Origin of the sequence: Streptomyces sp. KPB2, assembly GCF_003950055.1 — a bacterium.
Classification (GTDB): domain Bacteria; phylum Actinomycetota; class Actinomycetes; order Streptomycetales; family Streptomycetaceae; genus Streptomyces; species Streptomyces salinarius.
Map to the genome: position 1 here is coordinate 1,411,228 of NZ_CP034353.1, position 23,215 is coordinate 1,434,442.

16 protein-coding genes are annotated in these 23,215 nt (G+C 72.5%); 6 read left to right on the plus strand and 10 right to left on the minus strand.

What is annotated here, in order from left to right; genetic code table 11:
* Window positions 1-16: 16 nt before the first annotated feature.
* The 3 genes from D1J63_RS06145 (at window position 17) to D1J63_RS06155 (ending at window position 9,218) form a co-directional block, all read left to right on the plus strand.
* Complete coding sequence (locus tag D1J63_RS06145) at window positions 17-6,937, plus strand: glycoside hydrolase domain-containing protein (RefSeq protein WP_125628066.1); 6,921 nt, start codon at window positions 17-19, stop codon at window positions 6,935-6,937.
* A gap of 160 nt (window positions 6,938-7,097) precedes the next feature.
* A complete protein-coding gene (locus D1J63_RS06150; protein WP_164712732.1) occupies window positions 7,098-8,066 on the plus strand; it encodes a sensor histidine kinase in 969 nt (322 codons plus the stop codon).
* Between the two features lie 87 nt (window positions 8,067-8,153).
* Entirely contained in the window at window positions 8,154-9,218 is a 1,065-nt protein-coding gene (locus tag D1J63_RS06155) for a biotin/lipoate A/B protein ligase family protein (RefSeq protein ID WP_125628068.1), read from the plus strand.
* A gap of 21 nt (window positions 9,219-9,239) precedes the next feature.
* Here the strand turns inward: D1J63_RS06155 and D1J63_RS06160 are convergent, their stop codons facing one another.
* A complete protein-coding gene (locus D1J63_RS06160) occupies window positions 9,240-9,920 on the minus strand; it encodes a response regulator transcription factor (protein WP_125628069.1) in 681 nt (226 codons plus the stop codon).
* The gene (locus tag D1J63_RS06165; protein ID WP_125628070.1) at window positions 9,917-11,041 is read right to left on the minus strand and encodes a sensor histidine kinase; all 1,125 of its coding nucleotides are present in this window, start codon (window positions 11,039-11,041) and stop codon (window positions 9,917-9,919) included. The genes D1J63_RS06160 and D1J63_RS06165 overlap by 4 nt, the downstream gene beginning before the upstream one ends.
* A 167-nt stretch (window positions 11,042-11,208) precedes the next feature.
* Between D1J63_RS06165 and D1J63_RS06170 the strand changes: the two genes are divergently transcribed.
* Window positions 11,209-12,222 (plus strand): carboxymuconolactone decarboxylase family protein, encoded by a 1,014-nt coding sequence (locus D1J63_RS06170; RefSeq protein ID WP_125628071.1) that lies wholly within the window; start codon window positions 11,209-11,211, stop codon window positions 12,220-12,222.
* A 152-nt stretch (window positions 12,223-12,374) separates the two neighbouring features.
* The gene (locus D1J63_RS06175; protein WP_125628072.1) at window positions 12,375-13,034 is read left to right on the plus strand and encodes a hypothetical protein; all 660 of its coding nucleotides are present in this window, start codon (window positions 12,375-12,377) and stop codon (window positions 13,032-13,034) included.
* Here the strand turns inward: D1J63_RS06175 and D1J63_RS06180 are convergent.
* The 8 genes from D1J63_RS06180 to D1J63_RS06215 all read right to left on the minus strand — a co-directional run bounded on the left by D1J63_RS06180 (window position 13,031) and on the right by D1J63_RS06215 (window position 22,309).
* Entirely contained in the window at window positions 13,031-14,593 is a 1,563-nt protein-coding gene (locus D1J63_RS06180) for an NCS1 family nucleobase:cation symporter-1 (protein ID WP_164712733.1), read from the minus strand. The two genes, D1J63_RS06175 and D1J63_RS06180, sit on opposite strands and share 4 nt — an antisense overlap.
* A 109-nt stretch (window positions 14,594-14,702) precedes the next feature.
* The gene (locus D1J63_RS06185) at window positions 14,703-15,725 is read right to left on the minus strand and encodes a TIGR03842 family LLM class F420-dependent oxidoreductase (RefSeq protein WP_125628074.1); all 1,023 of its coding nucleotides are present in this window, start codon (window positions 15,723-15,725) and stop codon (window positions 14,703-14,705) included.
* 11 nt (window positions 15,726-15,736) lie between these two features.
* Window positions 15,737-17,140: a dihydropyrimidinase gene (gene hydA, locus D1J63_RS06190; protein WP_125628075.1), complete on the minus strand. Its 1,404-nt coding sequence runs from the start codon at window positions 17,138-17,140 to the stop codon at window positions 15,737-15,739.
* Between the two features lie 34 nt (window positions 17,141-17,174).
* Window positions 17,175-18,017, minus strand: a complete 843-nt coding sequence (locus tag D1J63_RS06195) for a nitrilase-related carbon-nitrogen hydrolase (RefSeq protein ID WP_125628076.1) — start codon at window positions 18,015-18,017, stop codon at window positions 17,175-17,177.
* A 102-nt stretch (window positions 18,018-18,119) separates the two neighbouring features.
* Window positions 18,120-19,745 (minus strand): PucR family transcriptional regulator, encoded by a 1,626-nt coding sequence (locus D1J63_RS06200; RefSeq protein WP_125628077.1) that lies wholly within the window; start codon window positions 19,743-19,745, stop codon window positions 18,120-18,122.
* Between the two features lie 33 nt (window positions 19,746-19,778).
* Entirely contained in the window at window positions 19,779-21,062 is a 1,284-nt protein-coding gene (locus tag D1J63_RS06205; protein WP_125628078.1) for an aspartate aminotransferase family protein, read from the minus strand.
* Window positions 21,059-21,901, minus strand: a complete 843-nt coding sequence (locus tag D1J63_RS06210; protein ID WP_125628079.1) for a nitrilase-related carbon-nitrogen hydrolase — start codon at window positions 21,899-21,901, stop codon at window positions 21,059-21,061. The genes D1J63_RS06205 and D1J63_RS06210 overlap by 4 nt, the downstream gene beginning before the upstream one ends.
* Before the next feature lie 156 nt (window positions 21,902-22,057).
* Window positions 22,058-22,309 carry a helix-turn-helix transcriptional regulator gene (locus tag D1J63_RS06215; protein WP_061441507.1) on the minus strand — a complete coding sequence of 84 codons (252 nt, stop codon included), beginning with the start codon at window positions 22,307-22,309 and terminating at the stop codon, window positions 22,058-22,060.
* Between the two features lie 63 nt (window positions 22,310-22,372).
* Between D1J63_RS06215 and map the strand changes: the two genes are divergently transcribed.
* Window positions 22,373-23,149 (plus strand): type I methionyl aminopeptidase, encoded by a 777-nt coding sequence (map, locus tag D1J63_RS06220; RefSeq protein WP_125628080.1) that lies wholly within the window; start codon window positions 22,373-22,375, stop codon window positions 23,147-23,149.
* Window positions 23,150-23,215 lie beyond the last annotated feature (66 nt).

Consider the following 23,215-nt stretch of genomic DNA (forward strand, 5'->3'; position numbering starts at 1 on the left):
GGGGTCCGTGCTCGTCATGCCCGACAGATCCAAGAGGCCGTCGAGACGGTCGGCCCGGTCACGGCCCCTGCGGTCCACGGTCGCCGCCGTGCTCGCCGGGACGCTCGGCCTCGCCGCGCTGACGGGCGGCGGCACCGCCGTGGCCGTGCCCCTCGCGAAGCCGTCCTCCGCTGCCGCTGAGACATCCGGCGGGACCGACTACACGAAGCTCGTCGACCCGTTCGTGTCCACCGCCGGCGACGACGGCAACGACCTCCCCGGCGCCCAGGCCCCGCACGGCCTGGCCAAGGTCAACCCGATGACGACCCCGGGACGCAGTCACTCGGGGTACGACTACGACGAGGACCACATCGCCGGGTTCACCGCCACGAACCTGGACGGCGTGGGCGGTTCGGGCGGCGGCGGCGACCTGCTGGTCGTCCCGACCTCGGCGCAGTACGACAGCCGCCCGGCCACGAGCAGCTACGCGCACCCCTACAGCCACGAGGACGAGTCCGCGACGCCCGGTTCCTACCGGGTGGGGCTCGGCTCCCCCGCCGGGACCATCGACGCCGAGATGGCCGCGACGACCCGTACGGCCCTCGAACGGTACGGCTTCCCCGACGGAGCGCGGCCCCAGCTCGTCCTCGACCTCGCCAACAACTTCACCAGCCGCACCCGTTCGACCCTGGAAGCGACGAAGCTGAAGGACGGCACCACCGCGATCAGCGGACTCGTCGCCGGGTCCTTCAACGGCGCCTCGTACCGCCTGTACTACTACGCCACCACGAACGTCCCCGTGACCTCGCTGCGCACCTGGGGCGACGACGGCGCGCTGGACGACGCGACCGCGCGGGACGGCAGGGACACCGGTGCCGTCCTCGGGTTCGACCCGGCCGACGGCGACGACGTCGAACTGCGCATCACACTGTCGCCGATCAGCGCCGAACAGGCCGCGACCGACCAGCACCACGAGGTCGCGGGCCGCGGCTTCGAGGAGGTGCGCGCGCGGACGAAGGCGGACTGGAACCGCACGCTCGGCGCCGTCGCGGTGAAGGCCTCGAAGAAGGCCGACCCGGACTCGACGCTGACCAAGCTGTTCTACACGCACCTCTACCGCATGTACGCCCTCCCGGTGAACGCCACCAGCACCAGCGGCACCTACCGCGGCGTGGACGGGGCGGTGCACCGGGCGAACGGCTTCACGTACTACGACGGCTGGTCCACCTGGGACGACTTCCGCAAGTACTCCGTCGAGGCGTACATCGACCCGGCGACCTACCGGGACATGGTGCAGTCCGCGGTCGTCCTGTTCGCCGACGCGCACGCCTCGGGCAAGGGCCCGGGCAGCCTCACCCACTCGGTGCCGACCGTGCGCTGGGAGCGTTCGGCGGTGGTGATCGCCGACGCGCTGTCGAAGGGGTTCAAGGACTTCGACCGCCTCGACGAGGCGTACCCGGCGCTGAAGTCGTACACCGGCTACTACACCGGAACCCAGCTGCGGCAGGGGTACATCGCCGGCGACCCCGGTACGACGGTGCAGCGCGGCTACGACCAGTGGGCGCTGTCCGTCGTCGCCGACGCGCTCGGTGAGGACGCGGACGCGAAGAAGCTGCGCGAGCAGGCGAGCATGGCGATCGACAACCTGGTCAAGCCCGGCGCCTGGACCGCCGCCGACGGCACCGAGGTCGGTCTGCTCACGCCGCGCGACGGCGAGGGCGACTGGCAGAGGGCCGACTACGAGAAGTTCGAGGAGGCGAAGCTCTACCAGGGCACCCTCTGGCAGTACCACTGGTACGACGCCTACGACATGGCCGGCCTCGTCGAGGCCATGGGCGGCGAGAAGGCCGGCCGGGCGGCGATCCGGCACATGTTCGGCGAGGACTCCGACGCCGACGACGGCTCGACCATGCTGCACTCCAACGCGAACGAGATCGATCTGCAAGCCCCCTATCTCTTCAACTACGTCGGTGAGCCCAGCCTGACGCAGAAGTGGGTGCGCGCCATCTACACCGGCGAGACCTGGAACCGGTACATCGCGACCGGTTCCACGAACGAAGCGCCCAGCTCGGGCGGCGAGTTCAGGCCGCCGGTGAAGACCAAGGTCTACGAACTGGCCCCGGACGGCTTCCTGCCGACCATGGACAACGACGCCGGCACCATGTCGACGATGTTCGTCGCCGCCGCCGTCGGGCTCTTCCCGGTGACCGCGGGGTCCAGCCAGTTCCAGATCGGCAGTCCGTTCTTCGACTCGACGACGATCCGCTACGAGAACGGCGCCGAGTTCACCGTCGAGGCCGACGGAGTATCGCCGGGCGACTACTACGTGCAGCGCGCGACGCTCAACGGCAAGCGGTTCTCCAACACATGGCTCGACTACGCGCAGATCGTCGCCGGCGGCACCCTGACGTTCGACATGGGCTCCGAGCCGTCGTCCTGGGGCTCCCGCACCGAGCCCGCGTACTCGCTGAGCGGCGACACGGGCGACGACGGTGACGACTCCGGCCCCGGCAGGGGCACGACCGTCGTCTCCGCCCGCCCCGAGACCGTCGGCACCGCCGCCGACGGCACCGTCGAGGACAGCATCGGGCTTCGGCTGTCCGGCCGGGCGTCGTTCGCCGCGCGCAAGGGGACCAGCCTCACCGGGACCGGCGCGGCGAGTGTCACCGGCCTTCCGGAGGGGGTCGAGGCGGATCTCCGGGTCACCGGCCGGCGCACGGCGTCCCTGAAGCTCACCGGCACCACGAGGACCGACGCGCGGCTCGGCATCGTCTTCGCCGACCGGGCCTTCCCGCGCGGCATCCCGGCCTCGACGGTGACCGGCACCGGCGTGTCCGTGACCGACCCGCTGGTCGTCTCGGCGGCGGCGGTGCACCGGGCGACCCTGGACGCCCTCGTCGACGAGGCGTCCCTGGTGCGCGAGGGCAACTACTCCGACGGCTCCTACGGCGTCTTCCGGGCGGCCCTGGAACGCGCGCGGACCGTCCTCGCGGACCCCGCCTCGCCGACCGGCACGCTCATGGCGGCCCACGACGCGCTGCGGTCCGCGACCGACGCGCTCACCCTGGACGAGGGCGGCTACGCCGTCCTCCAGGCCGAGGACCCGGACCGGATGGAGGGCCCGAGCCTGGTGAAGGAGGCCTACCACTCGGACGGCGACCTCGGCGGCGTCACCGAGGGCGCCTGGGAGCAGTACACCGGCCTCGACTTCGGCGGGATCGCCCCGCGCAGCGTCTCCGTGCGCTACGCCAACGCACAGGCACCGACAGCGGATCCGAGCAGCGTGGACATCCACGCCGGGGACGCCGACGGCCCGGTCGTCGCCACCGTCTCCCTGCCGGGGACCGGCGGCTGGCAGTACTACACGACCGTCCAGGCGGCCGTCACCGACCCGGACGCCCTGCTGGACGCGTCGAGCGCGACGTTCGTGTTCCACGCCCCGTCGGGACAGCAGTGGGTGTCGAACTTCGACTGGTACCGGTTCTCGCCCGGGGAGGCCCCGTCGTCCTCCCCGGTCACCACGCTCGCCACGCTCACCGCGGCCGACGCCACCGGGACCGGCGACGGTTCGCTCCCGTTGAAGCTCTCGAACGGCGTCTTCGAGAACGTGACGAACGGTGCCTGGGCCGAGTGGCGGGACACCGACCTCGGTGACGGCGCCGACACCGTCGCCGTCGGCTATGACAAGCCCCGCTCCCGCGCGGCCTCGGACTCGCGCATCGAACTGCGCCTGGGCGCGAAGGACGGCCCGGCGGCGGTCGAGATCCCCCTCGACTACACGGGTTCGGGCTGGGGCACCGTGGCCACCACGAGCGTACGGCTCGACCCGGACGTCTTCGACGGCACCCGGGACGTGTTCGCCGTCTTCGTCTCCAGCACCCAGACCGACGCGCAGCCGTACGTGGCCAACATCCACTCGCTCACCTTCACCCGGCAGGCGGACGCCCCGGTGGTCCTCGACGCCACGGCGTTCACGGGCAGCAGCGGGGGCGGGCTCAAGAGCGAGCCGGCCACCTGGAGCGACGCGGGTTCGGCCACCAGCCTCGGCGGCACCTACGACGGCGCCTGGCTCGACTACGGCACCATCGACTTCGGCGACTCGCCCAAGAACACCGTCACCTTCACCTACGTCAACAACTCCGCCCGCTGCGGCACCGGTTCCGCCGTCCAGCTCTACCTGGACTCCTTCGACGCGGACGCCCCCGGCACGCCGTACGCGACCGTTCCCCTGCCGGTCACCGGCAGTTCGTGGTCGTCGGGAGGGACGACCGGCCTGACCCTGCCGAAGCCGGTCACCGGCACGCACGCCGTGCACCTGCGGCTGACAACGAACGCGGACTCCTCGCACCCGTACGTCGCCAACCTCGGCCGCATCACCTTCGGCCACGTCGAGGCGCCCGCGGAGACGGACCTGTCCGCCCTGCGGAAGGCGGTCGAGCGGTACGAGGGGCTGTCCGAGGACGCGGACCGGTACGGCACGATCGACTTCGCGGTGTTCCGCCGCGAACTCGCCGCCGGCCGCGCCCTCCTCGGCGCCGGGGACGCGACGCAGCTGGAGGTCGACCTGCGGACCCGGAGCCTCACCCTGGCCGCGAACCAGCTGGTGCCCCTCCCCCGGCTGAAGCTGGAGAACCTGGTCGCCACCGCGTCCGCCCTCGCCGACGAGCGGTACACGGAGGCCTCGTGGCGTGCGTTCACCACGGCGCTCACCGCGGCGAAGACGGCGCTGGCGGACGACTCGGCCACGGACCGCGCGCTCGGCGAACGGTACGCGGCCCTCGACCGTGCCAGGACCGCGCTCACCACGAAGCGCAGGACGGTGCCGGCCGCGCCCGACGCGGTGTCCGCGACCTCGTCCGGCAGCAGTGTGAAGGTCGCCTGGTCCGCGCCCGGGGACGACGGCGGTTCGCCGGTCACCGGCTACGAGATCACGCTCGGCGACGGCCACCAGGTCGAGATCGCCGATCCGGACAGCCGGAGCGCGGTGTTCACCCGGCTGAAGGACGGCACGTCGTACACGGCGCGGGTCCGCGCGGTGAACGCCCTGGGCGACTCCCCCTGGAGCGCCTCGACGCAGCCCGCCGTCACGGGTGACAACACGCCCCAGACACCGACCGTCACGGGCGTGGTCACCGACGGCGAGCGGGTCCGGGTGAGCTGGCGGTCCGCCGGGGACGGCGGCTTCCCGGTCGTCGGCTACACGGTGGCGCTCGACGACGGGACGACCACGCACGTGTCCGGCACCGCGGACACCGCGCTGCTCACCACGACGGGCCGGGCGAAGACCCACACCGCCACCGTCACCGCGGTGACCCCGGCCGGCAGCTCCGACGACCCCGGCAAGGCGACCGCGACCACGGCAGCCGCCTCCCCGGACCCGGCGGACTACGAGCCCTCCCCCTTCCCGGACGACGTGCTCGAGGCCGCCTACGCGTCGGACTCGTGGCCCGCGACCGACGACGGGAGCGACTACTTCACCCGGCTCCTCGGCGGCTTCGACGACCTGGACTCCGGCACCCTCGGCGCCAACGAGAAGTGGACCGGAGGCACTTCGCTCACGGCCGAGAACGACACGATCACCGTCACCGTCAACAACGCGGCGACGCGGGAACAGGTCGACCGGGCCGAGGTGGACGCGTCCCACAGCGCCACCGTCACGATGGCCGACGGCCTCGGCTCCCGGCTCGGCCCGCTGTACAGCGAGGCCCTGAAGGAAGGGCAACTGCCCAAGACCAGCGCACTGTTCTCCCGCGTCGCCGAGAACCTCGACACCCACGACGCGGCGAAGAACCACTACCAGTACCTGCGCCCCTACGTGCGGCTCGGCTTCGCCGGGGACGGCGGCGCGATCCACGAGTCGCAGGACAGCTCGTACAGCGGGCTCGCCGGCCAGGGCTCGTACCCGAGCGGCCACACCTACGGCGGCTACGAGGCCGGGACGATCCTCGCCACGCTGCTGCCCGACCTGGCGCCGTCGATCCTCGCCCGCACCTCGGAGTACGGGGACAACCGCGTCGTCCTCGGGTTCCACTACCCGCTCGACGTCATGGGCGGCCGCATCACCGCGCAGGCCACTGTGGCGCACCGCTGGGCGGACCCCGCCTTCGCGGAGCTGCTGCGGCAGGCCCACACCGAGATCGAGAACGTGCTGCTCGCACGGTGCGAGGAGGAGGGCTACGGCGACACCCTCACGGCCTGTGCGGGCGACCGGTACGCCGGGCTGAGCACCGGACAGGCCGTGGACCTGTACACGCGGCGCCTGACGTACGGGTTCTCCCGGACCGGCGAGGCCGGGCGGACCCTCGACGCGCCGGCCGACGCGGCGGCGCTGCTGATCACGGCCTTCCCGGACCTCACCGCCGAGCAGCGCACCCAGGTCCTGGAGCAGACCGCCACGGACTCCGGGTACCCGCTCGACCTCACCGCGTCCGGCGGGCCGGGCTGGCAGCGGATCAACCTCGCGGCGGCGATGGCGGCGGACGTGGTGGTGAACGCCGACGGGTCGGTCACGGTGACCGACTTCCCGGACGCCACGAAGGCCAGTGTGGCCGACGCCTCCGCGATCACTGTGGGGGGTGTCGCGCTCAAGGGGTTCGAACCGGACGTGAGCACGTACGTCGTGGACTGGCCCGGGCACGGGAGGATCCCGGCCGTCGGGGCGGTGGCCGCCGAGTCGGGGGCCGGGGTGAAGGTCACCGACGGCAGTGACACGGTCTCGTCGTCCCGCTCCCGTCTGACCACCCGCACGATCACGGTGACCTCTGCCAACGGTGAGTACACCCGGACGTACACGGTCGCCGTCCGGCGGACGACGGACCACTGCCCCCACTGGTGGACCGCGTCCGACGGTCGGGGTGCCGTGGGCGGTGACGTCGGCGCGGGCGCCGGCGGCCTGTGGTCTCCGGCCCGGGAATGGGAGGCGACGCGGGGCACGCCCGGGGCGCGCGGGGTGAGGTGACGGTGCCGGACTCCCACTGACCGATCCCCGTGTAGTGGCGCCGCCGTGCGGACCCGGCCGCGCGGCGGCGCCGAGGGAGAGAGGGGGTGGTGTCCGGCGGAGGGCGAAATGGGTGCCGGAACCGATGGACTGTGCGCCGTGCGTCGCCGACGCTGCTGCGGTGCCCTTGTTCTGGAGAATCTCGCTGTTCAACTCGGTGGTGCTGATCGTCGCGACCGCGTTGCTGCTGGGACCGGTCACCGTATCGACGCCCGTCCTGCTCACCGAGGCCGCCATCCTCACGGCGGGGCTGGTGGTGATCCTGATCGCCAACGTCGTACTGCTGCGCATCGGTCTCGGGCCGCTGCGGCAGCTGGCCCGCGCCATGACCACCACCGATCTGCTGCGGCCGCGGGTGCGTCCGAAGGTCGACGGCGACGGCGAGATCGCCGAGCTGATCACGACGTTCAACACGATGCTCGACCGGCTGGAGGCCGAGCGGGCGCTGAGCGCCGCCCGCACCCTGAGCGCGCAGGAGTCGGAACGTCACCGCGTGGCCCAGGAGCTGTACGACGAGGTGGGGCAGACCCTCGCCGCCGTGCTGCTGGACCTCAAGCGGGTCGCCGACCAGGCGCCCGACGAGGTGCGTGAGCAGCTGTCGCAGGTGCAGGAGACCACCCGGTCCAGCCTCGACGAGATCCGCCGCATCGCCCGCCGGCTGCTCCCGGGGGTCCTGGAGGAGCTGGGTCTGTGCAGCGCCCTGAGGTCGCTGTCGGACGAGTTCACCGGCCCCTCGCTGACCGTGCGCCACGACCTCGCCTCCGGCCTGCCCGCGCTCGGGGACAACGCCGACCTGGTCCTGTACCGGGTCGCCCAGGAGGGCCTCACCAACGCGGCCAGGCACTCCGGGGCCCGCCTGGTGACGCTCACCCTGGAACGGGCCGGTGACGCCGTCGAGCTCCGGGTCCGCGACGACGGCCGGGGCTTCGACGGCTCCGGGGACGCCTCCGAGGGAGCCGGAATCCGCGGCATGCGGGAACGCGCCCTGCTGATCGGCGCGGACCTCTCCGTCGGCCCGGCGCGCGGGGGCGGCACGGAGGTGCGGCTGACGGTGCCCGTGGGCGACCGGGTGGCCGACCGCGTCGGCTGACCGCCGGCCGACCGCCCCGGGGGCGCGGGGCGGGAACACACCGGCCGGGCGCACCGTTGTCCTCTACTGCGAAACGGAGGCGGAACGGTGCACGGTGAATACAAGATCCCCGGCGGCAAGCTGGTCGTCGTGGACGTGGAGGCCGAGAACGGCGTGCTGCGGCACGTGCGCGTGGCGGGCGACTTCTTCCTGGAACCGGACGAGGCGCTGGACGCCGTGAACCGCGCGCTGGAGGGCGCCCCGGCGGACACCGACGCGGCGGGACTCGCCGCGCGGATCGACGCCGCAGTGCCCGAGGGCACCGTGATGTACGGGCTGACCTCGGAGGGCGTCGGCATCGCCGTGCGCCGCGCCCTGGCCCACGCCACGGACTGGACGGACTACGACTGGCAGCTGATCCACGAGGGGCCCGAGTCCCCCGCGCTGCACATGGCCCTGGACGAGGTGCTGACCGCCGAGGTCGCCGCGGGCCGGCGTCCGCCGACGCTGCGGGTGTGGGAGTGGGGCGCCCCGGCGGTGATCATCGGCAGTTTCCAGTCGCTGCGCAACGAGGTGGACCCCGAGGGCGCCGCGCGCCACGGCATCGAGGTGGTCCGCCGCATCTCCGGCGGCGGCGCCATGTTCGTGGAGCCCGGCAACACGATCACCTACTCCCTGTCGGTGCCGGAGGCGCTGGTGCAGGGCCTCTCCTTCCAGGACAGCTACGCCTACCTCGACGACTGGGTGCTCGGCGCGCTCGGCGAGATGGGCATCCGCGCCTGGTACCAGCCGCTGAACGACATCGCCACCGACCAGGGCAAGATCGCGGGCGCCGCCCAGAAGCGCGTGGTGGGCCCCGGCGGCGGTCCCGGCGCCGTACTGCACCACGTGACCATGTCGTACGACATCGACGCGGAGAAGATGCTCGACGTCCTGCGCATCGGCAAGGAGAAGATGTCCGACAAGGGCACCAGGAGCGCCAAGAAGCGCGTGGATCCGCTGCGCCGGCAGACCGGCCTGGCGCGCGAGGCCGTGATCGAGCGGATGGTCTCCTCCTTCGGCGACCGGTACGGCCTGACCCGGGGCAAGGTGACGGACGAAGAGCTGGCCCGCGCCCAGGAGTTGGCACACACGAAGTTCTCCTCCCCCGAGTGGACCGCCCGGGTGCCCTGACGGCCGGGTTCACCGGCGGGCTCACCCGCCGCGCACCGCGACCAGGCCCGACTCGTAGGCGAACACCACGAGTTGTGCCCGGTCGCGGGCGCCCAGCTTGGTCATCGCACGGCTGACGTGCGTCTTGGCGGTCAGCGGGCTGATCACCATGTGGGCGGCGATCTCCTCGTTGCTCAGGCCGCGCGCGACGAGTGCGGTGACCTCGCGTTCCCGGCGGGTGAGGGTGTCCAGGCCGGGTGCGGTGGCCCGGTCCGGGGGCCGGGCGACGAACTCGCCGATGAGAGTGCGGGTGACCGACGGGGAGAGCAGGGCCTCGCCGCGTGCGACCACGTCGATGGCCTGGAGCAGGTCGGCGGGCTCGGTGTCCTTGAGGAGGAAGCCGCTGGCTCCCGCCCGCAGCGCGTCGAAGACGTACTCGTCGAGGCCGTAGTTGGTCAGGATGACGACGCGTACGGCGGCGAGGTCGGGGTCGTTGGCGATGCGGCGGGTCGCCTCGATGCCCGACATCACCGGCATCTGTACGTCGACCAGCGCCACGTCGGGAACCTGGGCCCGCACCAGCGCCACCCCCTGTTCCCCGTCCGCGGCCTCGCCCACCACCTCGATGCCGTCCTCGGCGTCGAGCAGCGCCCGGAAGCCGGCCCGCATCAGGGCCTGGTCGTCGACGAGCGCGACCCTCAGGACCCCGCTCCCGGCGTTCATACCGCCTCCATCAGCGGGAGCCGTGCCCGTACCGCGAAGCCGCCCTCCGCGCGAGGGGCGGCACTCAGGGTGCCACCGAGCGCGCTCACCCGTTCGCGCATGCCGGTCAGGCCGGTGCCGGGCACCGGCGGGCGGTCCGGGTCGGCGGCCCCGTCGTCGTCCACGTCTATCGCCAGCTCCCCCGCGGGTGCCCCGGTGTTCCCTGTGCCGTAGTCGATGCGGACCCGTACCTTCGCGGGTCCGGCGTGTCGTGCCGCGTTGGTGAGGGCCTCCTGCACGATGCGGTAGGCGGCCAGGTCGACGGCCCGGGGCAGCGGTCGCTCGTCCCCGGTGACGGTCAGGTCGACGGTGAGCCCCGCCGCGCGGGCCCGCTCGACGAGCAGTGCCGGGGTGCCGGTGGGTTCGTCGGCCCGCAGCACCTGGAGGGCGGAGCGCAGTTCGCGCATCGCCTCGCCACTGGCCTCCTGGATGGCCAGCAGTGCGGGAGGCACCTCGTCACCGCGCTTGCGCGCGAGGTGCACGGCGACACCGGCCTGGAGCTTGACGATGGAGATGCTGTGGGTCAGCGAGTCGTGCAACTCGCGGGCGATGCGCAGCCGTTCCTCCCCGGCCCGGCGCAGGGCCGCCTCCTCCCTGGTGCGCTCGGCCTCCAGGGCCCGCTGTTCGGTCTGGCGCAGGTACGCCTGCCAGTTCCGGTCGGCGAGCCCGGTCACCACGGCGCACAGGAACCAGCCGGCGAGCAGCCCGGCCCGCTCGGCCACGTGCTGCGTGCCGGGCCCCGTGGCCACGTACCCGGCCAGGAACACGGCACCGCCGGCCGCCGCGACGCCCCGGTGGCCGACCCGGGCCGCTGTGTGCACGGCGCCGAGGACGGGCAGTGCGGACAGCGGGCCGGGGTGCGCGTGCACGACGTACGCCGTGCCGAGGGCGGTGGCGACGGCCAGCACCGCGCGCGGGGCGGCGCGGTGGAAGGCGAGCGCCGCCGAGGCGAGGGCGACGAGCGCGTGATCGAGAGCCGTGGTGCCGTCGTCGAAGGCGGCGACCGCCGTGCCGAGGGCGCCGACCACGGCCGCGAGGACCACGTCGGCGAGTCGCCCGCGATCGACCTGACGCCCACTCATGTCCGCACCATAGACGGCCCGGCCGACAGTCGCGTCGGCCCTGTGGACGGCTTCGCGACTACTCCCGGCGAAGTAGTCCGCCGCCCGACCGGGTCCCGGCGGCGCAGCGCCAACCGCATCCGGCCGTACGACGACCCCGGGCACCCGGACGGCGCAGGCTGCTGTCCATGCCCACACCTTTCCGTCACACCGAACCCCTGCCGCCGAAGGCGGCCACCGGCCGCGTCGCCGAGGTCTACGCGCAGGCCGCGCGGGACTTCGGCATCCCCGAGCCCGCCCCGTTCGTGGCCCTGTCGTCGGCGCCCGCGCTCGTCGCCCCGGCCTGGGCGCTGATGCGCGAGTCCCTGCTCGCCGGGCCCGGCGACCGGACCTGCAAGGAGGTCGCCGCCTTCGGGGTGTCCGAGGCCAACAAGTGCCGGTTCTGCGTGGACGCGCACACCATGCTGCTGCACGCCACCGGCGACCACGCCCTGGCCGAGCGGCTGGCCCGGGGGCAGGAGCCCGCCGACGAGCGGCACGCGCGCGTGCTCGACTGGGCGCGGCGCACCCGGGTCCCGGGCGCCGCGCGGGAGCCGTACCCGTTCCCGCCCGAGGAGGCTCCCGGCTACCTCGGCACCGTGCTGGCCTTCCACTTCATCAACCGCGTCGTGTCGTCGCTGGTGACCGAGAGACTGCTCCCGGCCGACGCGCAACGGCTGCGCCCGGTACGGAGCCTGGCGGGCCGGTCGCTGTCCCGCACCGTGCGGCGAGCCGTCGCCCCCGGCGCCGCCCTGCCCCTGCTGGACGACCCCGGCCGGGGCCCGGCCTGGGCGGCGGGCACGCCGGTCGGCCCGGCGTACGCGGCGCTGAGCGCCACCGCCCCCATGGGCGCCGGGCTCCTCGACGCCGACGACCAGGACCTCGTCCGCACCACCCTGCGTGACTGGGACGGCTCGCACCCGCCTCTCACCCCGGACCCGTTCCCCGACCGGAGCGAACGTCCCGGCGCCCGGCTGGCGCTGCTGGTCGCGCTCGCGCCGTACCGGATCACGGACGCGGACGTCGCGGCGTGGCGCCGGCCCGAGCACACCGACCACTGCCTGGTGCACCTCGTCGCGTACGGCGCGTTCGCCGCCGTGGACCGCATCGAGACCTCCCTGACCGCCCCCGGCGCCCGTCCCACCGCTCGGGAGACCCCGTGACCGACCGCGCTCGGACGCGCGTGGCCGTGCGTCTGCGTCACCGCGCGGCCACGCACCGAGTTCGCCCTTCCGCCCCACGGGGAGTCGTGTGACACTGGCGTCCCGTCCGCCGTGCGGGCACCCTCCGCACCGTCCCCCACGAGAAGTGCGCCTTGCGTTCTCTTCCTCTGCCGCTCGCCCTGACCGCCCGTCTGGCGCCGGTCGCCGTGCTCGCCACCGCGGGCTGGGCGATGTCGTCCGGGCCGGACACGTCACCGGCCGCCAAGGAGAGAACGCCGTCGCCCGGCACCACCGAAAGATCGGCGTCCGCACCGGCGAGCCCGTCGGCGACGAAGAAGTACGCCACCGCGCCGGCACCGTGCGAGAGCCTGGCCGGCAAGACGGTCACCTCGCTGGTGCCGGGAGCCAAGGCGGCCGGCAAGGAGATCCCGTCCACGGACACCAAGGTGCGCCGCACCTGTTCGTGGAACGCGCTCAAGGGGTACGACTACCGCTGGCTCGACGTCTCCTTCGAGGTGATGGAGACGGAAGAGGCCGCGCAGAAGTCGTACAAGGAGCGGGTCGCCGACCGCAGCGGCGGTGGTGACGTGCCGGGGCTCGGCGACAGCGCCTACTCCGTCGTGAACCTCACCACCGAGGACAAGCAGCAGACCCGTGAGGGCACCGTGCTGGTCCGCGCGGCCAACGCCCTGGTGATGATCACGTACAACGGCAGCGACTTCGAGTCGAAGAAGGCGCCCGGCACCACCGAGATCAACAAGGGTGCCATCAAGGCGGCCAAAGAGGCCGTGGCCGCCTTGCAGGGCGGCTAGGACGGGTCCCGGGAGGGTGCCGGCCGCGCTGCGGCGACCGTACCGGGCCGGGTCGCGGGCAGCAGCATCAGCGCCAGGTAGAGGACGAGGGACGTGCCCAGGCCCACCGCCCAGCCGTAGTCGGCCAGCGGTTCGAGGAAGGGCACGGGGCGGCCGTCGACCAGCGGGTGGAAGTCGGCGCCGCCGATGGCCAGGACGCCGCCGACGGCGAAGGCGAGCACCGCGCGCCAGTTCCAGCCTCCGCCGTACCAGTAGCGGCCGCCCCTGCGGTACAGGTCGACGAGGTGGAGGCGGGCGCGGCGCAGGATCCAGTAGTCGGCGATGAGGATGCCGGCCACGGTGCCGAGCAGCCCGCCGACCAGGCCGAGCCAGGTGAAGATATAGCCCTGCGGGTCGGAGTACAGCTTCCAGGGGAAGATCAGCACGGCGAGCACGGACGTGATGAGGGCGCCGGCCCGGAAACTGACCTTGCGCGGTGCGACGTTGGAGAAGTCGAAGGCCGGGGAGACCAGGTTGGCGGCGATGTTCACGGACAGGGTGGCCACCAGGACGGTGACGAGGGCGAAGAGCAGGCCCACCACGTTGTCCGTCTTCGCGGCGAGTTGTACCGGGTCCCAGATCGGTTCGCCGTACACGGCCTGGCTGCCGGAGGTGACCATGACGGAGAGGAAGGCGAACAGGGTCATCGTCGTCGGCAGGCCGAGGGCCTGGCCGCGGGTCTGTGCCTTCTGGCTCTTCCCGTAGCGGGTGAAGTCGGGGATGTTGAGGGACAGCGTGGACCAGAAGCCGATCATGCCCATCAGGGAGGGCCAGAACAGCTTCCAGAAGTCGCCGCCCCAGCCCAGCTTGGAGGGCTGGTCGAAGAGCGGTCCGAAGCCGCCCGCCTTGTCGGCCATCCACCACAGCATCACGAAGGCACCGACGAGGACGAAGGGCGCCGCCCAGTTCTCGAAGCGGCGGATGGTCTCCATGCCCCGGTAGATGATGGCGACCTGGAGCGCCCAGAAGATCGCGAAGGACAGCCACATGGTCCAGGCGTAGCCGCCGACCGTCGCGGCGCCGGTCCAGCCGTCGCCGATCAGCTTGCCGGCCAGGAAGTAGATCGCCTCGCCGCCGATCCAGGTCTGGATGCCGAACCAGCCGCACGCCACCAACGCCCGCACGACGGCGGGCAGGTTGGCGCCCCGGATACCGAAGGAGGCGCGGGCGAACACCGGGAACGGGATGCCGTACTTGGGTCCGGCGTGCCCGGTGAGCAGCATCGGCGCGAGCACGATCAGGTTGGCCAGGGCGATGGTGAACACCGCCTGTTTCCAGTCCATGCCGACCGCGATGAGACCGGACGCGAGGGTCCAGGAGGCCGTGTTGTGGGCCATGCCGACCCACAGGGCGGAGAAGTTGTACGTGGTCCAGGTGCGCCCCTCGACGGGGACGGGCAGCAGGTCCTCGTTGGCGTAGGGACCGCTCGGCGGCGGGGAGCCCGGGGCGAGCTCCACACGCCCGTCGGGGAGGGTGACTTGGGCGGACGGCGATATGGCCGTGGGCGCGGTGTCGGTCATGGGCAGGCCAATCATGCGGTGGGCCGGGAGAGGCCGTGCGGGCGGTGCCGAGGGGGTGCGCGGGTGCGCCCTGGTGCCCGCCCCGTCGTGCGGGGCGGGCGGGGACGGGTCACGCGTTGACGGCCGGGATGACCTTCGTGCCGTAGGTGTCGATCACGGCTTCCTGCGCGTCGTGCATGTCGTACAGCGCGAACTGGTCGACGCCGAGGGCGCGCAGGGCGGTCAGCTTCTCGATGTGCTTCTCGACCGGGCCGATCAGGCAGAACCGGTCGACGATCTCGTCCGGCACGAACTGCGTGTCCGGGTTGCCGCTGCGCCCGTGGTGGGCGTAGTCGTAGCCCTCGCGGGCCTTGATGTAGTCGGTGAGTTCGTCGGGGACGGCGCCGGTGTGGGCGCCGTACTTGGCGACCAGGTCGGCGACGTGGTTGCCGACCATGCCGCCGAACCAGCGGCACTGCTCGCGTGCGTGGGCGAGGGCCTCGGGCGAGTCGTCGGCGGTGACGTAGGCGGGGGCGGCGACGCAGACCGTCACATCGGAGGGGTCGCGTCCGGCGGCCTCGGCGGCGTCCCGGACGGCCTTGACCATGTACTCGGTGAGGTAGAGGTCGGCGAGCTGGAGGATGAAGCCGTCGGCCTCCTCGCCGGTCATCTTCAGGGCCTTGGGGCCGTACGCGGCCATCCACACGGGGACTTCGGCGCCGGGCTTGATCCAGGGGAACCGGACGACGGTGCCGCTGCCGAGGTCGGCCTCCTCTCCCCTGCCGAGCGCGCGGATGACCTTGATGGCTTCGCTTATGCGGGCGAGGGTGTTGGGCCTGCGTCCCGCGACGCGCATCGCGGAGTCGCCGCGGCCGATGCCGCAGACGGTGCGGTTGCCGAACATGTCGTTGAGGGTGGCGAAGGTGGAGGCGGTCACCTCCCAGGTGCGGGTGCCCGGGTTGGTGACCATCGGTCCGATCTTCAGCGTGCTGGTGTGGGACAGGACCTGGCTGTAGATCACGAACGGTTCCTGCCAGAGCACGGCGGAGTCGAAGGTCCAGCCGTGGCTGAAGCCGTTGCGCTCGGCGCGTTGCATCAGCTCCACGACGCGGGAGGCCGGCGGGTCGGTCTGCAGGACGAGTCCGAAGTCCATGGGCACCGCTCCTAGTTCAGGTACTGACAGGTGGCGCGCGGGGTGTAGACGCCGTGGCCCTTGCGCCCGGTGTACTCCCGCTCGGTGACGACCGGTTCGCCGCGCGAGAGCACGGTCTCCACGCGGCCGGTGATCCGCCTGCCCTCGTAGGCCGAGTAGTCGACGTTCATGTGGTGGGTCTCGGCGGAGATCACCTGCTCGGCGTCCGGGTCGTAGACGACGATGTCGGCGTCCGCGCCGGGCGCGATGGTGCCCTTCTTCGGGTACAGGCCGAACATCCGGGCCGGGGTGGCGCAGGCGATCTCGATCCAGCGGCGGCGGCTGATGTGTCCGTCGACGACGGCCTGGTGGAGCAGGTCCATGCGGTTCTCGACGCCCGGCATCCCGTTGGGGATCTTGGAGAAGTCGCCGCGGCCCAGCTCCTTCTGCCCGCTGAAGCAGAAGGGGCAGTGGTCGGTGGAGACCACCTGGAGGTCGTTGGTGCGCAGGCCGCGCCAGAGGGAGGCCTGGTGCTCCTTGGGCCTGAGCGGGGTGCTGCACACGTACTTTGCGCCCTCGAAGTCGGGCTCGGCGAGGTTGTCGGTGGACAGGAACAGGTACTGGGGGCAGGTCTCGCCGAAGACGGGCAGGCCCTCGTCGCGGGCCCGGGTCAGCTCGGCGACCGCCTCCGTCGCGGAGACGTGCACGACGTACAGCGGCGCGCCGGCGACCTGGGCGAGCCGGATGGCACGGTGGGTGGCCTCGGCCTCCAGGAGCGCCTTGCGGACCTCGCCGTGGAAGCGGGGGTCGGTCTCCCCGCGGGCGAGGGCCTGTTCGACCAGGACGTCGATGGCGATGCCGTTCTCGGCGTGCATCATGATCAGGCCGCCGTTCTCGGCGGCGCGCTGCATGGCGCGCAGGATCTGGCCGTCGTCGGAGTAGAAGACGCCGGGGTAGGCCATGAACTGCTTGAAGGAGGTCACGCCCTCCTCCACCAGCAGGTCCATCTCCTTGAGCGTCTTCTCGTTGACGTCGGAGACGATCATGTGGAAGGCGTAGTCGATCGCGCAGTTGCCCTCGGCCTTGGCGTGCCAGGCGTCCAGGCCCGAGCGCAGGGAGTGCCCGACGCTCTGGATGGCGAAGTCGACGATGGTGGTCGTACCGCCCCAGGCGGCGGCGCGGGTGCCGGTCTCGAAGGTGTCGGCGGCGTAGGTGCCGCCGAAGGGCATCTCCATGTGGGTGTGCCCGTCGACGCCGCCCGGGATGACGTACTTGCCGCTCGCGTCTATCACCCGCTCGGCGGTGAACGCCTCGGCCGCCGGGGTGCCGGTCGCGGCGAGGGCGGCGACGCGGCCGTCCTCGATCAGGACGTCGGCGTGGATCTCGTCGGACGCGGTGACGACGAGGCCGCCGCGGATGACGGTACGGCTGCTCATGCTGCTGTTCCCTCCTGTCGGGGGCGCCGGCGGATCAGGGCGCGGTCAGCGGGGAGTAGGCGCCCGGCGCGCGGTCGCGGTAGAACTGCCAGCGGTCGCGGACCTCGCGCAGCTTGGCCATGTCGAGGTCGCGGACGACGAGTTCGGTCTCCTTGTCGCTCGCGACCTCGCCGACGAACTGGGCCTCGGGGTCGACGAAGTACGAGGTGCCGTAGAAGTCGTTGTCGCCGTACTCCTCGACGCCGACGCGGTTGATGGCGCCGACGAAGTACTCATTGGCGACGGCCGCGGCCGGCTGCTCCAGCTGCCACAGGTAGCCGGACAGCCCGCGCGAGGTGGCCGACGGGTTGAAGACGATCTCGGCGCCTTCGAGTCCCAGCGCCCGCCAGCCCTCGGGGAAGTGCCGGTCGTAGCAGATGTAGACGCCGACCTTGCCGACGGCGGTGTCGAAGACCGGCCAGCCGCTGTTCCCGGGGCGGAAGTAGAACTTCTCCCAGAAGCCGCGCACCTGGGGGATGTGGGTCTTGCGGTACTTGCCGAGGTAGGAGCCGTCGGCGTCGATGACGGCGGCGGTGTTGTAGAGGACGCCGGGCTGCTCCTCCTCGTACATGGGGAGCACCAGGACGATGCCGTGCTCGCGGGCGAGCCGCTGGAAGCGCTCGACGATCGGCCCGTCCGGGATGCTCTCGGCGTAGGCGTAGAACTCCGGGTCCTGGACCTGGCAGAAGTACGGCCCGTAGAACAGCTCCTGGAAGCACATGACCTGTGCGCCCTGGGCGGCGGCGTCGCGCACCGCCTGCTCGTGGACCTGGATCATCGATTCCTTGTCGCCCGTCCAGGCGGTCTGGAAGAGCGCGGCACGGATCACTCGGCTCATCTTCGGCCTCCACTCGCTCGGTGTACGGCGAGACTAGGGACGGCGGCCGGCCGGATTGAGTGGCACGGTGTCACGTCTGCGGGGGTCGGGCATTGCACGGTGTCACCCCTGTTGGGCGTCGTGGGCGAGGAGCGCGATGTGGACGGAGGCGGCCTGCTCGAAGTCGTCGAGGTCGACGCCGAGGAGGCCCTGTATGGCTTCGAGGCGGCGGTAGAGCGCGGGCCGGGAGACGTGGTGGAGCTGGGCGGTGCGGGACTTGTTGCGGCCGGTGGCGAGGTAGGTGCGCAGGACGGGCAGCAGGTCCTGGTCGGGGCCGCGCAGCAGTCCGTCCAGCTCGCGTTCGGCGAAGGACTGCACGTGCGGGTCGTCGCGCAGCAGCCGCACCAGGCCGCGCAGATGGATGTCGCGCAGCCGCACGACGGGCGGCAGGTCCAGGGCGGTCGCGGAGTCGGCGACGGCGTCGGCGACGTGCTGGGCCTCGCGCAGGCCCGCCGGGACGTCGGTCCAGTCGGCGCGTGCGTCGGCGGCAGCGACCACGGTGTGGGCGGCGTCCGGTTCCGCACGCAGCCTGGTCGCGAAGTGGGCAGTGAGCGCCCGGGCGTCCTGGTCGGGGGCGAGGCTGAGCAGGACGGCGACGTGGTCGTCGGCGAGCCGGGCGGCGATGCCGGGCAGGCCGAGCCGCCGCAGCACCCGGGCGGGCCGGGCGGGTTCCCGCTCGCGGACGACGAGGGGGACGAAGACGCGCCGGTTGACGGGCAGGCCGGCCGCGCGTGCCCGGGGCAGCAGTTGTCGCGCCGGTACGGCGCCGGTGACCAGGTCGGTGAGCAGGCTCCGCGCGGACTGCTCCTCCCAGGAGTCCCACGCGTCCCGGGTGCCCGGGGAACCGACCCCGCGGCCGCCGTCACCGGCGAGCATGCGGTGCAGGACGAGGGCCTCGGCCGCGCGGTCGGCGAGCAGGCGTCCGGCGGCCCGCTCGCCCCGGTAGCCGCACAGCACCAGGCGTCCCCAGCGCTCCCCGCGGCAGCTCAGTTCGGCGCGGATCCAGCCGTCGGCCGACGCGGCACCGGCCTGGCGGGCGATGCGCTCCCAGTCCCGCAGTACGTCGTCGACGGCCGCCCGCTCCCCCGCCGTGGCGAGCACGCGGTGGGCGAGGTTGGTGACGACGACCGGGCAGCCGGCGTGCCGGGCCACCTCGTCGAGCAGGCGCTGCACCGGGGCGCCGGCGGTGATCAGACCGGTCAGTTCGGTGCGTACGGCCTCGGAGAGGCTGACGGCGGCGAACTTGCGCCGCAGCAGCCGGGACTGCACCTCCTCGGTCAGTTCGGCGAAGGGGAAGGGCCGGTGCAGGACGATCAGGGGCAGTCCGCAGCGTTCGGCCGCCCTGCGCATCACGTCGGGCGGCGCGGGGAAGGCCCGGCCGAGGCCGAGCACGACGGCCGCGGCCTCGGCCCGGTCCAGTGAGCGGATGTACTCGCCCTGCCTGTCCTCGTCCCCGGCGAGGAGCACCCCCGTGGTGAGGACCATCTCGCCGCCGCTGAGCATCACACCGACGTCGGCGGCCTCGGCGACGTGCACCCAGCGCACCGGCCGGTCGAGCCGGTGGGCGCCGGCCACCACCTCGGGCCGTCCTGCCCGCACCCGTTCCAGGTCGAGGACCTGGCGGACCGACAGGGCCGGCTCCCAGGGCTCCCGGGGCTGCTGGGCGGGGACCCGCGAGGTGGTGGTCATGGCGGCGCCTCCTGGGGCTCGGCCACGCGGCGGTCAGATGCTTCGCAGGGCGCGTTCGAGGATCGCGGCGCCCTCCTCGGCCTCCGCGACGGTGAGGGACATCGGCGGGGCGATGCGCAGGACGCTGGTGCTGTGGCCGCCGCCCTTGCCGACGAGCAGTCCGCCGGCGCGGGCCTCCTCCAGGACGGTGGACGCGGCGTCGGGGGCGGCCTCGTCGGTGCCGGGCCGGGTCAGCTCGACGCCGATCATCAGGCCGCGTCCGCGCACCTCCCGTACGTGCGGCACCTGGGCGGCGACGGACCGCAGCCGTTCGATGAGCAGGCCGCCGACGCGCCGGGCGTTGCCCTGGAGGTCGTGTTCCAGGAGGTAGGAGAGGTTGGCGAGGCCCGCGGCCATGGTGACCTGGGTGCCGCCGAAGGTGGAGATGCTGTTGGCGTCCAGGCAGTTCATGATCTCGGCGCGGGCGACGACACCGCCGATCGACATGCCGTTGCCGATGCCCTTGGCGAAGGTGACGATGTCGGGCGGACCGCTCCTTGCGTGTGCCTGCCAGCCCCAGAAGTGCTCGCCGGTGCGGCCCCAGCCGGTCTGCACCTCGTCGGAGATCCACAGGATGCCCCGCTCGTGCAGCACCTCGCGGAAGGCGGCGTACAGGCCGTCCGGCGGGGAGGTGAAGCCGCCGACGCCCTGGACGGGTTCGGCGATCAGGGCGGCGGGGGCGCGGGTGTGGCCGAGCAGGTCCTTCAGGTCGGCGACGCAGGCGTCGATGAAGTCCCGGTCGTCCAGGTCCGCGTAGGGCCCGCGGGTGCGGACGCCGCCGTGGACGTAGAGGGTCTGGAGCGGGGAGAGGGAGGTCGGGGACCAGCCGCGGTTGCCGGTGATGCCGACGGCGCTGAAGGAGCGGCCGTGGTAGCTGTTGCGCATCGCCAGGATCGCGTTGCTGCGCCGGTGGGCGGTGGCGAGCAGCAGGGCGGTGTCGTTGGCCTCGGTGCCGGAGGTGGTGAAGAAGACGCGGGCGTCGGGGATGCCGGAGAGCTGGGCGACGCGTTCGGCGAGTTCCACCATCGGGCGGTTGAGGTAGAGGGTCGAGGAGTGGATGATCCGCCCGGCCTGTTCGGCGACGGCCTTGGTCACCTCGGGCAGCGCGTGCGCGGTCATCGTGGTGAGGATGCCGCCGAAGAAGTCGAGGTACTTGTTGCCGGCCGTGTCCCACACGTGGCGGCCCTCGCCGTGGGTGATCTCCAGCGGGTCCTCGTAGTAGAGGGCGAGCCAGTCGGGCAGGACGGCGCGGTGGCGGGCGTAGAGGTCACGGGTCACGGCCGCACCAGCCCCTCGTAGGCGTCGGGACGGCGGTCTCGGTAGAAGGCCCACTGCTGCCGGACCTCCTCGATGAGGTCGAAGTCCAGGTCGCGGACGACGAGTTCCTCCTTGGTGTCGCTGGCCGGCTCCCCGACGAACTGTCCGCGCGGGTCCACGAAGTACGAGGTGCCGTAGAAGTCGTTGTCCCCGTACTCCTCGACGCCGACGCGGTTGATGGCGGCCACGAAGTACTCGTTGGCGACGGCCGCGGCGGGCTGTTCCAGCTGCCACAGGTGGGCGGAGAGACCGCGGTGGGTGGCGGACGGGTTGTAGACGAGCTGGGCGCCGCCGAGGCCGAGTTGGCGCCAGCCCTCGGGGAAGTGGCGGTCGTAGCAGATGTACACGCCGACCTTGCCCACGGCGGTGTCGAAGACCGGCCAGCCCAGGTTCCCGGGGCGGAAGTAGAACTTCTCCCAGAAGCCCTTGACCTGCGGAATGTGATGCTTGCGGTAGGTGCCGAGGACGGTGCCGTCGGCGTCGATCACGGCCGCGGTGTTGTAGTAGAAGCCGGACTGCTCGACCTCGAAGACGGGGACGACGATCACCATGCCGGTTTCGCGGGCGAGGGCCTGCATGCGGCGGACGGTGGGGCCGTCGGGCACGGGCTCGGCCCAGCGGTAGTGCTCGGGGTCCTGGACCTGGCAGAAGTAGGGGGCGTTGAAGACCTCCTGGAACCCGATGACCCGCGCGCCCTGCCGGGCGGCCGCGCGGGCGTGCTCCTCGTGCTTCGCCACCATGGACTCGGTGTCGCCGGTCCAGGTGGCCTGGACGAGAGCGGCACGTACGACGTTGGCCATGAGCTGCTCCTTCGACACGACGTCAGAGCCTCTACGCCCGTAGAGCGGGCCGTAGAGGGACGAACGTAAGCCTGGCCGGACGGGCTTGCCAAGACCATCGTCGTCAAGGCGCGGTGTCGATCACGTTTCGCACTCCTGTGGGTGAGTGCGGGCGCCTCAGGCAGGCAGGGGGACGCACCTGCCCACCAGCTCGTCCATGGACAGCCCCAGTGCGCCGGCCAGCGCGGCCACCGTGAAGAAGGCGGGGGTGGGGGCCCGGCCGGTCTCGATCTTGCGCAGGGTCTCGGCGGAGATGCCGGCCTCGGCGGCGACCGCCGTCATGCTCCGCTCGCCGCGGGCCGCGCGGAGCAGCCGGCCGAGCTGCTCGCCGCGCTCACGCTCTTCGGGGGTCAGGGGTGTGCGCACCATGCCGTCATTCTAATACCGCCCCCGACAGCGGGAGCCAATTCAAATACCGGTATAGTAATTGGCATGGTGGAACTGAAGACGGACTCATCGATCGACGCCATGCACGCGGCCGGACAGGTCGTCGCGCGGGCCCTGACGGCCGTACGGGAGGCGGCGGACGTGGGCGTGTCGCTGCTGGAGCTGGACGCGGTGGCGCACGAGGTGCTGCGGGAGGCGGGCGCGGGCTCGCCGTTCCTCGGGTACCGGCCCTCCTTCGCGCCGACGCCCTTCCCCGGCGTCATCTGCGCGTCGGTGAACGACGCGATCGTGCACGGCATCCCGGACGGCTACCGGCTGCGCGACGGGGACCTCGTCTCCATCGACTGCGGCGCCCTCCTGGACGGCTGGGCGGGGGACTCGGCGCTCAGCTTCGTGGCGGGCACGCCGCGCCCGGCCGACGTGAGGCTGATCGAGACCGCGGAGCGGGCCCTGGAGGCCGGCATCGGGGCGGCCGTCGTCGGCAACCGCATCGGCGACATCGCGCACGCCATCGGCACCGTGTGCCGGGCGGGCGGCTACGGGATCATGGACGACTTCGGCGGCCACGGCATCGGCCGCCACATGCACGAGGACCCGGGGGTGCCCAACGAGGGCCGCCCGGGGCGCGGGCTCCCGCTGCGGCACGGCATGGTCATCGCCATCGAGCCCATGCTGATCGCGGGCGGCCGGGACGACTACCACGCGGCCCCCGACGGCTGGACCCTGCGCACCAACGACGGCTCCCGCGCGGCGCACGTGGAGCACACCGTGGCGATCACCGAGAGCGGTCCGCGCGTCCTGACGTCGCGGGACGGGTTGTGAGACGTCCCGGGCCGGGCTGTGAGAAGTCCCGGGCCGGCTGTGGGACGTCCGGGACCGGCTGTGGGA

Coding starts and splice junctions, on each gene's coding strand:
- D1J63_RS06145 (WP_125628066.1), top strand. CDS start 17: ATGCCCGACAGATCCAAGAGGCCGTCGAGACGGTCGGCCCGGTCACGG.
- D1J63_RS06160 (WP_125628069.1), bottom strand. CDS start 9,920: ATGAACGCCGGGAGCGGGGTCCTGAGGGTCGCGCTCGTCGACGACCAG.
- D1J63_RS06165 (WP_125628070.1), bottom strand. CDS start 11,041: ATGAGTGGGCGTCAGGTCGATCGCGGGCGACTCGCCGACGTGGTCCTC.
- D1J63_RS06170 (WP_125628071.1), top strand. CDS start 11,209: ATGCCCACACCTTTCCGTCACACCGAACCCCTGCCGCCGAAGGCGGCC.
- D1J63_RS06180 (WP_164712733.1), bottom strand. CDS start 14,593: ATGACCGACACCGCGCCCACGGCCATATCGCCGTCCGCCCAAGTCACC.
- D1J63_RS06185 (WP_125628074.1), bottom strand. CDS start 15,725: ATGGACTTCGGACTCGTCCTGCAGACCGACCCGCCGGCCTCCCGCGTC.
- hydA (WP_125628075.1), bottom strand. CDS start 17,140: ATGAGCAGCCGTACCGTCATCCGCGGCGGCCTCGTCGTCACCGCGTCC.
- D1J63_RS06195 (WP_125628076.1), bottom strand. CDS start 18,017: ATGAGCCGAGTGATCCGTGCCGCGCTCTTCCAGACCGCCTGGACGGGC.
- D1J63_RS06200 (WP_125628077.1), bottom strand. CDS start 19,745: ATGACCACCACCTCGCGGGTCCCCGCCCAGCAGCCCCGGGAGCCCTGG.
- D1J63_RS06210 (WP_125628079.1), bottom strand. CDS start 21,901: ATGGCCAACGTCGTACGTGCCGCTCTCGTCCAGGCCACCTGGACCGGC.
- D1J63_RS06215 (WP_061441507.1), bottom strand. CDS start 22,309: ATGGTGCGCACACCCCTGACCCCCGAAGAGCGTGAGCGCGGCGAGCAG.
- map (WP_125628080.1), top strand. CDS start 22,373: ATGGTGGAACTGAAGACGGACTCATCGATCGACGCCATGCACGCGGCC.